13 protein-coding genes, 2 tRNA genes, 1 pseudogene and 1 other annotated feature are annotated in these 14836 nt (G+C 44.7%); of the genes and pseudogenes, 14 read left to right on the top strand and 2 right to left on the bottom strand.

Translation table 11 applies throughout. From position 1 onward, the window contains the following. Nucleotides 1-79: 79 nt before the first annotated feature. The 9 genes from LOZ80_RS06300 (at nucleotide 80) to LOZ80_RS06335 (ending at nucleotide 10684) form a co-directional block, all read left to right on the top strand. Nucleotides 80-1798 carry an S-layer homology domain-containing protein gene (locus LOZ80_RS06300; protein WP_238170629.1) on the top strand — a complete coding sequence of 573 codons (1719 nt, stop codon included), beginning with the start codon at nucleotides 80-82 and terminating at the stop codon, nucleotides 1796-1798. Nucleotides 1799-1975: 177 nt separating this feature from the next. Continuing rightward, nucleotides 1976-4189, top strand: a complete 2214-nt coding sequence (locus tag LOZ80_RS06305; RefSeq protein WP_238170630.1) for a helix-turn-helix domain-containing protein — start codon at nucleotides 1976-1978, stop codon at nucleotides 4187-4189. Nucleotides 4190-4541: 352 nt separating this feature from the next. Beyond that, nucleotides 4542-6065 (top strand): extracellular solute-binding protein, encoded by a 1524-nt coding sequence (locus tag LOZ80_RS06310; protein WP_238170631.1) that lies wholly within the window; start codon nucleotides 4542-4544, stop codon nucleotides 6063-6065. A 78-nt stretch (nucleotides 6066-6143) separates the two neighbouring features. Continuing rightward, complete coding sequence (locus LOZ80_RS06315) at nucleotides 6144-7052, top strand: ABC transporter permease (RefSeq protein ID WP_238170632.1); 909 nt, start codon at nucleotides 6144-6146, stop codon at nucleotides 7050-7052. 15 nt (nucleotides 7053-7067) lie between these two features. Beyond that, a complete protein-coding gene (locus LOZ80_RS06320) occupies nucleotides 7068-7934 on the top strand; it encodes a carbohydrate ABC transporter permease (RefSeq protein WP_238170633.1) in 867 nt (288 codons plus the stop codon). 56 nt (nucleotides 7935-7990) lie between these two features. Further along, nucleotides 7991-9073 carry a Gfo/Idh/MocA family oxidoreductase gene (locus LOZ80_RS06325; protein WP_238170634.1) on the top strand — a complete coding sequence of 361 codons (1083 nt, stop codon included), beginning with the start codon at nucleotides 7991-7993 and terminating at the stop codon, nucleotides 9071-9073. Next, nucleotides 9070-9201: a hypothetical protein gene (locus LOZ80_RS39135; RefSeq protein WP_283214742.1), complete on the top strand. Its 132-nt coding sequence runs from the start codon at nucleotides 9070-9072 to the stop codon at nucleotides 9199-9201. The genes LOZ80_RS06325 and LOZ80_RS39135 overlap by 4 nt, the downstream gene beginning before the upstream one ends. 58 nt (nucleotides 9202-9259) lie before the next feature. Then, entirely contained in the window at nucleotides 9260-9538 is a 279-nt protein-coding gene (locus tag LOZ80_RS06330) for a hypothetical protein (RefSeq protein ID WP_238170635.1), read from the top strand. Nucleotides 9539-9724: 186 nt separating this feature from the next. After that, nucleotides 9725-10684, top strand: a complete 960-nt coding sequence (locus LOZ80_RS06335; RefSeq protein WP_238170636.1) for an acetylxylan esterase — start codon at nucleotides 9725-9727, stop codon at nucleotides 10682-10684. A 316-nt stretch (nucleotides 10685-11000) separates the two neighbouring features. On the opposite strand, the gene LOZ80_RS06340 is transcribed toward LOZ80_RS06335, so the two are convergent. Next, nucleotides 11001-11603 (bottom strand): helix-turn-helix domain-containing protein, encoded by a 603-nt coding sequence (locus LOZ80_RS06340; protein ID WP_238170637.1) that lies wholly within the window; start codon nucleotides 11601-11603, stop codon nucleotides 11001-11003. A 20-nt stretch (nucleotides 11604-11623) separates the two neighbouring features. Between LOZ80_RS06340 and LOZ80_RS06345 the strand changes: the two genes are divergently transcribed. Next, entirely contained in the window at nucleotides 11624-12112 is a 489-nt protein-coding gene (locus LOZ80_RS06345) for a Gfo/Idh/MocA family protein (RefSeq protein WP_443147013.1), read from the top strand. On the opposite strand, the pseudogene LOZ80_RS06350 reads toward LOZ80_RS06345, so the two are convergent. Further along, nucleotides 12084-12290 (bottom strand): annotated as a pseudogene (locus LOZ80_RS06350) (IS110 family transposase); the annotation flags it as partial. The gene LOZ80_RS06345 and the pseudogene LOZ80_RS06350 sit on opposite strands and share 29 nt — an antisense overlap. A gap of 356 nt (nucleotides 12291-12646) precedes the next feature. Beyond that, nucleotides 12647-12876: a binding site (T-box leader), on the top strand. Between the two features lie 117 nt (nucleotides 12877-12993). Here LOZ80_RS06350 and LOZ80_RS06355 point away from each other — a divergent pair. From LOZ80_RS06355 to LOZ80_RS06370, 4 genes are all read left to right on the top strand, one after another. Next, nucleotides 12994-13066: transfer RNA gene (locus LOZ80_RS06355), tRNA-Phe, on the top strand. Nucleotides 13067-13081: 15 nt separating this feature from the next. Further along, nucleotides 13082-13154 (top strand) — tRNA-Phe (locus LOZ80_RS06360). A gap of 107 nt (nucleotides 13155-13261) precedes the next feature. Further along, nucleotides 13262-13570 carry a GNAT family N-acetyltransferase gene (locus tag LOZ80_RS06365; protein ID WP_337951004.1) on the top strand — a complete coding sequence of 103 codons (309 nt, stop codon included), beginning with the start codon at nucleotides 13262-13264 and terminating at the stop codon, nucleotides 13568-13570. Nucleotides 13571-13864: 294 nt separating this feature from the next. Then, on the top strand, nucleotides 13865-14269 hold the full coding sequence (locus LOZ80_RS06370) for an NUDIX hydrolase (RefSeq protein ID WP_283214779.1): 405 nt from the start codon (nucleotides 13865-13867) through the stop codon (nucleotides 14267-14269). Nucleotides 14270-14836: the final 567 nt, after the last annotated feature.

Below are 14836 nucleotides of genomic sequence, written 5' to 3' on the forward strand. Positions count from 1 at the left end.
GTGTCCCCCTTAGTTTCGTCAAGGGGGGGCACCATTTCGATTTATAGGCAAGAATCGAAGTTTTTGGGGGGAGAGCGGATTGAACAGAAGATGGTTACAATGGGGTACAGCCTTAGTATTAATTGCGGGTATGGTTTGGTCTGGCAAGGGATCGACGATCTTCGCAGCGGAATCACAGACGACTGGTTTCGATATTAGGACGGCTGTGACTGTCGTCAAGGCAAATGACAATTTCGTTGTAACCGTAGAGGGAGCGGGTCTCAGCCAGTTGTACGCATATGAGGTGACGGTCGAATTGCCGTCTGACGTTTCGTTCGTGAACGCGGAGGACGAGATGCCAGGAGGCCTCTCTGCTCCTCCCATCGTTAAAGGGAGCACGATACGATTCGCGTCGACGAAGGCGGGAAAGGCCGCCGGGGACAACGGAGAGGAAACGTTATGCCGGCTGACGCTGCATGCGGATACTTCAGGCATTGCTGACATCAGGCTGGTCAGCGTCAAGACGCTTGATCCCAACTTACAAGCAACGACGCATGCAGTACAACGAACGGTTCGTGTGAACGTAACGCCTGGAAACCCAGGAAACCCAGGGAACCCAGGGAACCCAGGGAACCCAGGCAGCGCAGGTAATCCCCGTAATGCTGGAGGAAAGGCAGTGGATACCGTTGTCATTGAAGTGATCGGCGCCGGTCAAGTGCAAACCGACCGGATCGTGATTCCTGCGGACGGCCCCGTTCAAGTCCCGTTGGCGTTGCTCCAAGCATGGGCTAAACAGAATCCGTCTGCTGTTGTTGAGCTGCACGCCGGGAACGTCACCTACTCGCTTCCGCTGAGCGAGATTTCCACGGCGGAATTGTTTGCCCGGTTGGGGGCAGATGCGGACAAGGCAGTGATTAAAATCGCTATTGCCGAAGCGAACGAAGAGCAAACGGTCAAGGCAAAGCGCGGGGCCTCCAGAATCGGTACCGATCTGCTGATCAAGCCGGTAGAATTCGAGGTGTATGCGGTAGCATCGGATGGAAAAGCCGTGTTGTTATCGACGTTTGCGCAGTATGTGCGGCGATCATTCGAGCTTGGCTTCGATGTCGAACCCTCTCAAATGACAGGCGTCTATATGGATGTGGCTACAGGGGAGCTGCTGCCAGTGCCTACGGTTTTTCGAGTCGTGGGCGGAAAGACCGTCGCCGAGCAGTACCGGAAAGGGAACAGCGTTTACACCTTAATTCGAATGGATAAACATTTTGCTGATCTCGATGGGCATTGGAGCAAATCCATCGTGGAAACAATGGCGAACAAGCTTCTAGTCCGAGGAACGACGGAACATAGCTTCGAGCCAGATAAGTCGGTGACTCGTGCCGAATTCGCAGCCATGTTGGTGCGTGCTCTGGCTTTGGATCGCACCACAGGTGATGCCTCGTTTACGGATGTTAAGGGGGGATGGTATGAAGAGGATGTCAGAGCGGCGGCGGGGGCCGGCCTGGTTAGCGGCTATCAGGACGGAAGCTTTCAGCCCGATACGTGGATGACTAGACAGGAACTTGCGGTCATTCTGAGGCGGGCGGCTCGGTATGCGGGCAAACCGATTGAGATTGCCAACTCACGAGAGTGGCATAATCCGTTTGTCGATTTAGGGCAGTCAGCAGACTGGGCGCAGGCGGATATCGCCGATGCAGCTGCGGCAGGTATTATGGAGGGGAACGAGCGAAATGCCTTCCGGCCGGAAGCGCAGACCACGCGGGCCGAAGCTGCGGCGGTCCTGAAACGCTTACTGACGCATGTGGAAATGTACAGTGGATAGATAGAACCTGAATTGATAAGGCTATCCCCAGTCTGAAAAGATTCAGGGATAGCTTTTTCAATTATTTTCAACCTGATTAAGCATATCGTTTACAGTTTATTACTTGTTTGTTAAGATGTGATTATCAGCGCCATGGCAGAATTGATGGTGGTTATTCACGATAAAGTGGGGGGTTGCATGATAAATACTCAACCGATTCTTTTCATTAGAAACAGATCGAATTCCCTTTTTATAAGGCTCATTGCGGGATTTCTATGCATCGTTCTTCTACTAGCCTCTCTTATGATCTATTCGATCTCGGTTTCTAAACAGAATGTGAGAGCGGAGATTGTCAAGTACAACACGCTGACGCTTGAGAATACAAGGGACAGCTATGAAAAGCATTTGGATCAAATCAAAAAACAGATGTATCTGTTTTTTTTCAGTGAAGAAGTTCAAAAGTTGCAAAAAACCCCCAATTTCAGCAATTTTCCTCTTATCGTGCGTGATATATCAACTTGGGTTATCAATCCCTATTTGTTTATCGATAACATCGTTCTTTATTCAAAGCAAGGTGAGCTCGTACTGGAGAAGGGAACGAGCACAAATGCCACAGCGATGTTCAACGTGTTCTATACGAGCAGTGAATACCCTCTAGACTTTTGGCGGAAACAGTTCACTGAAAACTATACGAGCCGAATTTTCCCGGCTGCTCATATGAAGAATGCCGTTTTTCACGACCCTCCACAAATGTTGGGCGAGTTTATTCCTATCATTCTCAAAAACAAAGATAATCAGGATTTTTATATGGTCGTTTTTCTCGATGCCAATAAAATGTACAAGGCGTTCCATCAAAGCATCTATAATGACTTTATCATATACAACGACCTCGGACAGACCATATTCAAAACGGAAGGGCAGGATCCCTACATCTCCTTTGACGATCTACAGAAATACGGAAGCAACGAGTTCATCCGTAATGAAAAGTATCATTTTATCATGACAGGAGCGGGTACAGGTTATAAGTATGTCTATCGTGTTCCTCTTGAACGAATTGTCAGCCAATCTCGGTTGAATATTACACTTATTGTGATTATGGCAGCAGCGATCGCGCTTAGTATCCTCTTTTCGTTCCTGTTTGCTGCACGAATTAACAACCCACTGAAAAAAGTGATCGAATCGATTCGCCACATGAACGACAATATGCCCTATCGAACGAATATCAAGGAGTTTAATATCATTAGTGATGAAATTCATGGCAATCAAATGATGCGTAAGCAGATGTCTTTTATCAACCATTTGAAGACAATTCGAAATCATGAGCGTGATACCATTGACCTCGACTTTACTGACAAGCCGTTCGTCTTTGTTCTTTTTCAAATCCAACAGTACAAAAGTGATTCGAGTATGCAAGCATCCATCCAGAAATGGTTGTACTATATGAAGACTTTTATAGACAGTAAGCTAAAACCTACATTCGCAGACTCACTGACGTTTCAGATCGAACGTGATCAGATTCTAAGCCTTGTGTTTACCGAACAAATGACAGAATTAAATGAACTACTCGACCAAATGAAATTTGTTTTCGATCATGATAGAGAATACGGTATTGTTACGATTACAATTACTTCGATCTACTCGGCTTCGATTCAATTGACTACTGCCTATGAAGAGGTACAGGAACTCGTAGGAGAACGGTTGTTAATTAACGAAACGCAAATTATACGGAAGCGTGCTGCCATACAAATGGCGGTTGGTTTTACACCGGATCAGGATAAGGAGTTTGAAGTCAATCTAAAAGAGGGGAACACAGCGCAGCTAATTGCACTTATGGAACGTCTTTTTGCCAGATGGCATACGAAGGAGTTGACGGCAGCTGTTATGATACGGTTTGCCGAATCGATGATAGGCAAGATTCAGAACGCTATAAGCCCCATCTATCTTGACGCAGCCAGATTGGAGTTGATCCTTGCCAAAGCGGAGGACAGAATCCAACAATGCAGCACGATCCAAGAACTTGAGCAGCTTCTGCTTGAATGGGTAACACAGACTTCTGAAGCTGTACAGGGAAAAAAGGAAGAAAAGTATCCAGTTGCATCCTTTGTTATTGATTATATAAACGACCACTTGTCGGATGAAATATACTTGGATGCATTGGCCGAAAAGCTAAAGATGAGCAGCGGATACTTATCTTCTTATTTTAAGGGGAAAACGGGTAAGAACATCGTGGACTATATCAATGAAACCCGAATCGCGAAAGCGACAACCCTTCTGGCTGATAATCGTATCAAAATCCATGATGCTGCGAAGGCTGTCGGGTATCAGAATATGACGTCATTCAACCGTATGTTCAAAAAATATACGGGGGTAACGCCGAGTGAATACCGGAAAAGGATGGATGCCTCTTCCTAGAAGAAAGTTTTACTAAATAGGAATCTTATAAAATTTTGAAAGAAACGGATGCGCCAATCAAGATGGTGATATCCGTTTTCTCTTTATAGCCGCCGCATCCGATAGAATACATAGGCGTTTTTGCGAAAGTTAGTATTTTTATTAGGTGACTGTAAAGTAGTTGCAGATTCATTAGTTCTGCTTATTTACCAAGAATCGAACAATGACTTATGATGACGATATCAGGAGGGAGGTACAAAAACTGAAAGCGAATTCACTTGCTTTGATGACAATTTATCAATCACTACATAAAGAAGTGGATTAGAAGGAAAAGATGTTAAGTTAAAATTATAAAAGGGATGGTGTACTCAAATTGAATCGAAAATATAATTACGGGGCGCTTGTATTCATCCTGATAACAGCACTCATTGCAGGTTGTTCTGGCACAGGAAGCAATGTTCAAACGGATTCGCCCAAACCAAGCGCAACAACAAGCGCATCAGGCACGGTTAAACTGCCTGAACCGGCAAGTCTTCGTATATTAACGGAAAATTCAACGGCATGGCCGGTAAAGAAAGATTGGCCCGTATGGAAATGGGTGAAGGAGAAGACGAATATCACAATGGTACAGGAGACGCAAACAGGACCGGAGTCGATGGCGCTTGCGATCGCATCGGGGGACATGCCGGACCTGTTCTCTGTTTTCCCTGAGGATGCTCAGAAGTATGGACCGCAAGGCGCTTTCCTCGATTTGTCTAAATATATGGATAAGATGCCTAATGTTAAAGCCTTCTTAGCCTCCAGGCCCGATGTTGCCCAAAGAATGACGGCGCCAGGGGGAGAAATGTATCAATTGCTCAACGATGGTGCGGGCGCAGGGAGCCAGGGGGTCTGGTTTTATCGGGATGATATCTTTAAGCAGCATGATATCCAGGAGCCGAAAACGTGGGATGAGCTCTATGAAACAGCGAAGAAACTGAAGCAGCTATATCCAGATAGCTATCCGTTCGTTTTCCGTCATGGATTGGGTACCCTGGGTGGATTTGGTCCGTCGTTTGGTATTTATCCGACGTTTTTTGAGGACAAGGCCACTGGTAAGATGAAGTATGGTGTGACAGATCCAGGATTCAAAAAAATGATTGAATATTTAACTAAGTTTTATAAGGAAGGTCTTACGCCGCCAGATTGGCTCTCCATGGATTATAAGGCGTGGACACAATTCATGACGACCAACAAGTCGTTCATAACGTTTCAATATATCGGACAAATCGAAATCATGAACGCACAACTTCAGAATGGCGCTCATCTGAAGTTTATGCCGCCGCCGCTGGGATATGGCAGCAAGGCATACCTCCCTAAAGGGGATTTTGAAACTTTTGGATTCGCCGTATCCTCCAAAACGAAAAACTTGGACGCTGCACTGCGTTATCTCGATTTTATCTATTCCAAAGAAGGGACGGACATCCTCAGCTGGGGGAAAGAAGGGGAAACCTATACAATCGAAGGTGGAAAAAGGAAATTTATGACAATTTTTAAAGGGGCTAACGACCTGCGCAAAGAAGCGGGCATTATGACGGCAGGCACGTATGGGTTGTTCGATTATGCTGCCTTGATGTCACTCAGTAATGAAAACGAGCAGTATTCCTACCAAGAGGCAAAGAAATATCAATTTCCTGTTATAGGCAGCCTGCCTCCGCTAAAAGCAGAAGAGAGAAATGCGATCACGATGAATGAAGAGCAGGTGACTAAATATTATAATACGTCCGTAGCCAAGTTCATTATGGGAGAGACACCATTGACGCAATGGGACGAATTCATCGGTGAGCTGAATAAATTGGGATCACAGAAGCTCGTCGATGTATACCAGATTGGATTGGATCGAATTAAAGTGAAATAAGCAGCGAATGATGGAGACGATAGGGCTGTACATCGGATTGACAGCTCTATCGATTTCTTTGAGAAAGGAGACACCGTATTGAAGCTATCGATATTCAGACAGTTGAAGCGTGATAGGACCTATGTACTGCTGTTGGCCCCCGTGTTGGTCTATTACATCTTGTTCAGGTACGTTCCCATGTTCGGAATTATTATATCTTTCATGGACTACAATTTGTTCAAGGGTATTGGGGGGAGTCCATGGGTTGGATTAAAATATTACAAGATATTCTTCGAAAATCGTGATTTTCTTGTCATTATTAAAAATACGATTCTCCTTGGAGGATATAAGCTCTTTTTTGGGTTTCCCGCACCCATCGTTCTGGCACTTTTGCTCAACGAGCTTCGGAGTTCAGTGTACAAACGATTCGTTCAGACGGTTAGTTATCTTCCCCATTTTTTGTCCAGCGTCGTTGTTTCGAGCATGATTATCATGCTGCTATCCCCGAGCACCGGCTGGATCAACCATGCGATTCAATGGCTTGGGTTCCCAGCTATCAATTTTTTACAGAAGGCAGAATGGTTTCGAACCATCTACATTAGCTCGGAAGTATGGCAGCAAGTTGGCTGGGGCTCTATTATTTACCTAGCTGCCATTACAACAATTGATCCACAGCTGTATGAGGCGTCGAAAATGGATGGCGCTGGCAGGTGGAAGCAAACCATGCATGTGACACTTCCTGGAATTGCATCGTCTATTGTTATCTTGTTTATCCTACAAATCGGCCATGTGCTGGAAATCGGTTTTGAAAAGGTATTCCTTCTGTCCAATGCAGCTACTTATGACACGTCGGACGTCCTCTCTACTTATGTGTATCGGACTGGTATTTTACAAGCAGGATTTAGTTATGCCACAGCAATCGATTTATTCATGGGTATCATCGCTTTATTGCTCGTTTATACGAGCAATAAGATTTGCCGCAGATTAGGGGAAACCAGCTTATGGTAAGGGAGAAGCACATGTATGAAAAAGCGAATAAGTCTATTTGATATTGTTAACGTTCTGCTGATGGGAATCGTCGTCTGCTCCATGCTGTTTCCCTTTATTCATATGGCAGCAGTTTCCATAAGCTCTTCGGAACACGTAATTAAAAATGAAATCACCCTTTGGCCTAAAGGTATCAATTTCAATGCATACACATCCATTCTAAAGGACAATCGTATTCTCGTTGGCTACAAAAATACACTCATTTATGTGGTGCTAGGAACTACGCTCTCGCTGTTGTTCACAACGATGGGAGCCTATGCATTGTCCAGAAGAAATCTCGTATTCGGTAAAACGTTTATGCTGATCATCGTATTCACTATGCTTTTCTCTGGTGGTATGATTCCAACTTATCTCGTTATACGCAGCTATGGTTTACTCGATACCATATGGGCAATGGTGCTGCCTGGGCTCGTTTCCTCTTATAATCTGATCATCATGCGCACGTTTTTTCAAGGAATTCCCCGGGAGCTCGAGGAGTCCGGCAAAATGGATGGGTTATCCAACTTTGGCATTCTGTTAAGAATCGTTCTTCCATTAACAAAGCCTGTTATGATGACGATCTCATTATTTTATGCTGTGGGGATTTGGGGCAACTTCTTCTCCGCGCTTATCTACTTACGGAATGAAAGCTTGTTCCCTCTCCAGGTAATGGTTCGGAATATCGTCCTAATTGGTCAAGTCGGTGAAACTACGGTAAGTGATGCTTTCGGGAAAAAAGAGATCGTATTGGAATCATTGAAATACGCTGTTATTCTCGTGAGTACACTTCCGATTCTGATGGTATATCCCTTTATCCAGAAGCATTTTGTTAAAGGTGTCATGATTGGATCAGTGAAAGGATGAAAGAGGAGCTTATCGGCGAAATGCCAGAAGTTGAATCGTCAGGGGAGGAACCACAGATGAAACAGTTGAAAGTCGGAATAATCGGACTAGGCGAAGTCGCGCAAATTATTCATTTGCCTATACTTGAGATGCTGAACAAAAAATTCAAAATTGCCGCATTATGCGATATTTCTGTAAATGTATTAGCTGTCATAGGGGAAATATACCGGGTTCCTGAGGCTAACAGGTACACCGACTATCGCTCGCTGGTCCGGCAGTCCGATCTTGATGCGGTGTTCGTCCTGAACAGCAGCGAGTTTCACAAGGACTGTACGAGTGCCGCACTGCGCGAAGGTAAACATGTATTTGTGGAGAAACCGATGTGCATGACGAAGCAGGACGCAGAGGCTATCATTCAGGAGAAGAATGAGAGAGGCTTGCAGGTAATGGTCGGGTACATGCGTCGGTTCGCACCAGCTTATCGCCTTGCTCTGGAAGAGGTGAGCAAGCTGGAGAAGATCAATTATGTACATGTGCGCGATATTATCGGTGGCGGCAAACTATTTGTCGACCATAATAGCGATATTTACCGTCCCAATGATATTCCTGTTCATATGTCGGGAGAACGCTCTGCAAAAAACGACGCCCAGCTGCTTGAAGCCCTTGGGTCCGACGCCTCGACTGAAGCTTGCAATTTGTATGGGATGCTTCACGGCTTTTACTGCCATGATTTGTCGGCTATGCGGGAAATGTTCGGAATGCCTAAGAGCGTCATTTCCTGCGTAGTCAGAGGCGATTTTTGCCATATCATGTTCGATTATGGGAGCTTCATCGTCAATTACGAAGTCGGCACAGACCGGCAGCGGAGGTTCGATGCCTATATTGAGGTTTTCGGACCGGAGAAAACGATCAAGGTGCAATACGATACGAATAACATTCGTCAACTGCCCACCATTTTACATATCAAGGATACCGTTGGGGAGAGCTTTAGTGAGCGAACGATCCGTCCGACCTATAAGGATGCTTATGTTGCCGAGATCGAGCATTGGTATGACGTCATCACTCAGGGTCTCAATCCGATCACGACGGCGGAAGATTTCTTGCAGGATCTGGAGCTGTTTCAGATGATCATTCCACAATTGGAAACGGTTAGGCAGTGAACGTGGGCACAGGAGATAAAGCTATCCGAATCGGGCTGATCGGGTACAAATTCATGGGCAAAGTACACAGCCACGGCTATCGCACTGCACCCTTCTTCTTCAAGATGGGAGCGGTGCCGGTACTTTAAGCGATCTCCGGTAGAGATTCGCAGAGCTTGTCCGCTGCTGCTGCGGGAATGGGCTGGCATGATTGCGAGACGGACTGGCGCCGCCGGCTGCCAAGGCTTTCGCCTCATTAACTGCACGGAGGAAGCCCATCCGCTCGCTCAAGCGTATTGGCCACCGGGCCATATTCTCGGCTATGAGCATACGTTCGTTAATTTGATTTCCGAATTCATCCGAGGAATTGCTAACGACATACAACCTTCACCCAGCTTCGAGGACGGGCTGCGCAACCAAATCCTGCTGCATGCGATCGAGACTTCAGCTCGAACCGGGCAGCGGGTTACGGTCGAACAGCCCTAAACTATGCTCACCTCGGCATCGCTTGCTTACTGCCCCAGCAGAGTATCAGTTGCTTACAACTAGGCGAGTGGTGGAGGAATTGAATGGCTTGTTCGGTCAGCGTGGGAAAGTGACTTGTGAACGGCGAAGCTGTTGATTTCACTACCTATACAGTTACTTATAAATCATAGAAAAGAGGTTTTTTACTTGCCATTAATTGATCTTCCACTTGACAAGCTTATTACTTATGAAGGACGTAATCCTCGCCCTGACGATTTCGACGCTTATTGGGAGCGGGCGATCGCTGAAATGAAGGCAATCGATCCGCAAATCGAACTTCGTCCAAGTGAGTTTCAAGTACCATTCGCCGAATGCTTCGATCTCTATTTCACAGGTGTAAAAGGTGCTCGTATATATAACAAATACATCCGTCCAAAACAGGCCACAACGCCTCACCCGGCAATTGTCCAATTCCATGGCTACTCCGCAAATTCAGGCGATTGGTCAGATAAAATTCAGTATGCTGCGCTTGGTTATTCATTCTTTTCGATGGACTGTCGTGGACAAGGTGGCCTATCTGAAGATGTTGGGCATGTCAAAGGAACGACATTTAGCGGGCATATTATCCGTGGCTTAGACGATCATCCTGATCAACTATTGTTTCGGGATATTTTCCTAGACACGGCTCAACTTGCAGGTATTGCGATGAATATGCCCGAGGTTGATCCCGAACGGGTCGGAGCTATGGGCGGCTCGCAAGGAGGCGCGTTGACGATCGCGTGTGCGGCACTCGAACCCCGTATTAACAGACTTGCGCCTGTGTATCCATTCCTGAGTGATTATAAACGGGTCTGGGAAATGGATTTAGCGACGGGTGCTTACCATGAGCTCAAGGAATATTTCCGTCGTCATGATCCACAGCGTAAGTGGGCAGAGGAAACGTTTACGAAACTGGGGTATATTGATATTCAGTTTCTGGCGGAGCGAATTCAAGGTGAGGTTCTGCTTGCCGTGGGACTGAGTGATACCACATGTCCTCCTTCCACGCAATTTGCTGCTTATAATAAAATAAAGTCGAAGAAGCAGTATGAAATTTATCCTGACTTCGGACATGAAGGTTTGCCGGGCTTTACTGACAAAACCTTGCAGTTCATGTTGGGATTGTAATAACAAATGTGCCTCTCTCACTGCAATCGCATGGGAGGGGCACTTTCATATCCTGATAGCCTACACTCGTCGCGACATTGCTAATTTTGTGATCAGTTGATCGAAGCTTCTGACAACAGGTAGCAATAGCGACACCGGAAAAATCGGTACTTTCCAACGATAACTGGGATGGTGATGGCAACTTTAAAGTCAGCATGAACATGTGGTGGGGAACCAATGGACAACTTATAATTTATATGAGAATGGTAGTTACGTTCATTATAAAAAGATCGCTTCTTCACTTTATGCTTTCTTGGCAAAGTGGAAAGCGATCTTTCTAATGTTCCATTGGAAGCTTCGAACGTTTCTGTTGTTCCTCTTTATATTGTCGTGGAGATAGCCCATAATGCATGCGAAATTGCCGATAGAAGTAGGTATAGCTATTAAAGCCACTCGATTTAGCAATATACTCCAGCGACATTACGCTGAAACGAATAAGTTCGCATGCGACCGCAAGACGGACTTCAATGGCATAACGCATGATGGATTGGCCGAAATTCGTTTTAAACAAGTATACAGCTCTGGAAATGCTAATTCCCGCATGTTTGGAAATTTGCTCCAATGTGAGATCTTCTGTTGCATGCTGATCGATGAAATTTTTTATGCGATAGGCAATGTAGGATGGACTTGACGTTTGTCCCATACTGGCAATTTCATGCAGACGCTGCAAAGTTAAACAAAAGACGCGTAGTATATAATCTGTCAGCTCTTTACTGGTGTCATTCATCCGATACTTTTCCTTCGCCAACTGATTCCATTGTTTCAGAAGATCGTCGTCGAGAGGTATGGTTGTCTTCTGCGGAGGTGAGAAATTTGCCCACCATTGGTCGATCCATGTTCCCTTGCAAATCACAAAGTAATCGATGCTATTGTCTTTCATGATAAGGTCACTTCCGCGCCGTGTATCTCCAGGACTGGTTGTCGCAGGCGAGCGCGACCCCGTCTTGGCGTACCGATAAGCAGGTCAGCGGCTCTGGTGCGCTCGGCGATCTAATGGCGCATTCGATCGATCTAGCGCGTTTCCTAGTTGGTGAAATCCGAGACGTATCCGCGCAGATGGAATCGTTCCGTCCGCAAGCGGATGTAGACGATACTGCATCCTGCTTAGCGCGGTTTGATAACGGGGCCACCGGCGTGTTCGAAGTGTCGCGCTTTGCCAAGGGCAACCGGAACAGCAACCGGATCGAAATCAACGGTTCCAAAGGATCCATACGATGGGATCTTGAAAATATGAACAATCTTCACTTATATTTGGATGGGGACGACGCCGGTTGCCAAGGCTTTCGCGTCATTAACTGCACGGAGGAAGCCCATCCGTTCGCTCAAGCGTATTGGCCGTCGGGCCATATTCTTGGCTATGAGCATGATAATGACCTGTTGCTTCCATAACAATAGTAGGACGAATCCCTGCTACCGCTTCCACACTACTAATATAACTTAGAAAAGACGTTAGACCTTCTAGATCATGATTAAACCTAAAAATCTTCCCATGAGGTACTCCACGGTCTAAAAAAGCTTGTGCATGGCTCTCTCCCTTTGAAACATCCACACCAATGACTGGATTCATGACATCACTCCTTTAATATTTTCACCGGTAACCCCTAACCTTCTTGTCTTCCACACTATCGCATGTGATACGGGATTCATGTCCCAACCAGCCTAACCATGGTTGAACAAGTAGGGGGGATGAACTGAATAGCTTACGGAATCCAAGTCCCACGGGCAGAAACGTTCAATCCCCGGCTACCGTTATAATAAGACCACACAAAAATGAGGTCTACCAGAAAGATCTGGTGACCTCATAATACGATCGGGCAGAATAACGTAATAATCCCTTAATCTCTTACTGTAGACGATGCAACCGGGATTTTTTGTTGAATTAATCCATTATTTAACATACAATGGAAAAAATTGAATACAACCAAAAATGCAAAGATGGAGAAAAGTAGATCAATACCTCTTACAGGGAGGAAGCGCCGGAGATTGAGAGCGTTTCTAGGGATAGGGTTGATTGAAGTTCACTCCTAAGCAGTCCCTTGAAACCATTAAGCGGCAATTAGAGGGCACCGGATATTTTCCGTTATGACAAATAAGTGAGAACCTCCGTAGGGTGTGTTCTAATTAGGGTGGTACCACGGCTCCTCGTCCCTTTCTGGATGAGGGGCTTTTTGTGTTTTCTTATCGATTGACTCAGTGTCCAAAGGGCAAATAATCGATGAAATTAAAGCAGTAATGAGTAGAAAAACCGTCCAACAAGATAAACCCAATAAGGCTTGGTAGCTCAGTCGGTAGAGCAAAGGACTGAAAATCCTTGTGTCGGCGGTTCGATTCCGTCCCAAGCCATCATAATCCCAATAAGGCTTGGTAGCTCAGTCGGTAGAGCAAAGGACTGAAAATCCTTGTGTCGGCGGTTCGATTCCGTCCCAAGCCATCACAAACCCAATAAGGCTTGGTAGCTCAGTCGGTAGGGCAAAGAACTGAAAATCCGATGTATTTCATCCCGAACCGTCCACCAAAACCCAGAAAGTGTGAGTTTACATGATTGATGAACTCGATATTTCTTTTGGAAATAAAGAAGATAGTCAATACATTCGAAGAAGGTTGAATGAATTTAACGCGGGGCATGTTCCTGAGAATTTAAGCTCACGTTATGAAGAAATTAATCTAACCATCAAGGATGGTGATGGTCGGATTATTGGCGGAATGTTAGCTATACTCTGTTGGAATTGGATAGAGGTTGATATTTTTTGGATAGAAAAATCTCTCCGGGGGATGGGTTACGGTACCCGCCTGTTAAATATTATTGAGAATATCGCAAAGGAAAAAAGCTGTACGTTTTTTAGCTAAATACCTTCAGCTTTCAAGCACCTGAATTTTATCAAAAGAACGGTTATATCGTCGTCGCAATATTTGAAAAGCTCCAATCGGGAGTAATCATTATTATTTCAAGAAAGCTATTGTTTAAAGTGTCAGAACTTAATTGGTACTGAACTAACGGAAATGTTTGTTCAATAAAACATCTTAAATGTTGCCACATGATTGGCAGCCTTTATTCACCTATGGACAGGATACTTGATATCTTAGTAGAAAGATATTGGGAAGTAGAGGGGGCGTTGCTAGGCTAATACATTAGGTCTAATAATTAAAGATAACCAAATTCTTCTAGAACAGCAGGAAGGTAAACATTCAAAAGGAGTAGGTGTTTACTATCGTCCACTCGGTGGAACAATTGAACTTGGAGAGCGGTCAGATGAGACGTTAATAAGAGAATTTTGTGAAGAGATGGGCGTTGAAGTAATTATGAAACGTTACATCACTTGTTTAGAAAATATATTCAGAATAGATGATAATATAGGACACGAGATAACTCAAATATATTTAGTAGACTTTAAAGATAAAAGCTTATATGAGAAAGAACAGTTTACTGTACTTGAAGGGAATAAGGTTACATATGCAAAATGGGTTTCAAAAGAAGAATTATTATTAGGGAATAAGATACTTTATCCAAATGGATTAACAGATTTACTAAGAAATGAGCTCTCCTGATTCATTGGTTCTAAAGCTCAATCATCCCAGATTATCGAATTGCCTTGATATTAAGGAGGAACGAATGAAGTTTATTTACAATAGCGTCTCGTGTGATGTTGAACTGTTCCTAAATGACCAAAATACAGTGGTAAGATTTTATGATAATAAAAGTGAACAACATGAAGATGAAATTGTTAATTTAGTTCATGTTGATCCTGGTCACGGGTACCTATGTATGCGGACATTTAGATGAAAGCTTCTTTAATAATGATGAAATAGTGCAAGCAGCAATTGACTTTATCGAAAATATACTACCAGATACAAAGAATCGCTATGTGCCTTATCATATTTCTCTCGTTAAAAAAACGAGTTTTGTTGAATACAATGGCGAATATTAATAGCGTGAGGAACCATTGAACTATCGGGTAACGATAGTTGAACAAAAACAAGGAGCAGTTTTGCCCCGGCAGCTCGCCCCTTGTTTTATTAAGCTAACGGCAGGATAGTCGAGTAAAGATATGGTAAAATGGGGGTATAATATGCTCTCTTGATGGTTAAGGAGACCGACTTGGAATATTCTTAAGT

The sequence above is a fragment of the Paenibacillus sp. HWE-109 genome, from assembly GCF_022163125.1.
In the GTDB taxonomy this organism is placed as follows: domain Bacteria; phylum Bacillota; class Bacilli; order Paenibacillales; family NBRC-103111; genus Paenibacillus_E.

Excerpts from the sequence above, each read along its gene's own strand:
- LOZ80_RS06305 (WP_238170630.1), top strand. The coding sequence starts at position 1,976 with ATGATAAATACTCAACCGATTCTTTTCATTAGAAACAGATCGAATTCC.
- LOZ80_RS06320 (WP_238170633.1), top strand. The coding sequence starts at position 7,068 with ATGAAAAAGCGAATAAGTCTATTTGATATTGTTAACGTTCTGCTGATG.
- LOZ80_RS06325 (WP_238170634.1), top strand. The coding sequence starts at position 7,991 with ATGAAACAGTTGAAAGTCGGAATAATCGGACTAGGCGAAGTCGCGCAA.
- LOZ80_RS06330 (WP_238170635.1), top strand. The coding sequence starts at position 9,260 with ATGATTGCGAGACGGACTGGCGCCGCCGGCTGCCAAGGCTTTCGCCTC.
- LOZ80_RS06340 (WP_238170637.1), bottom strand. The coding sequence starts at position 11,603 with ATGAAAGACAATAGCATCGATTACTTTGTGATTTGCAAGGGAACATGG.
- LOZ80_RS06365 (WP_337951004.1), top strand. The coding sequence starts at position 13,262 with ATGATTGATGAACTCGATATTTCTTTTGGAAATAAAGAAGATAGTCAA.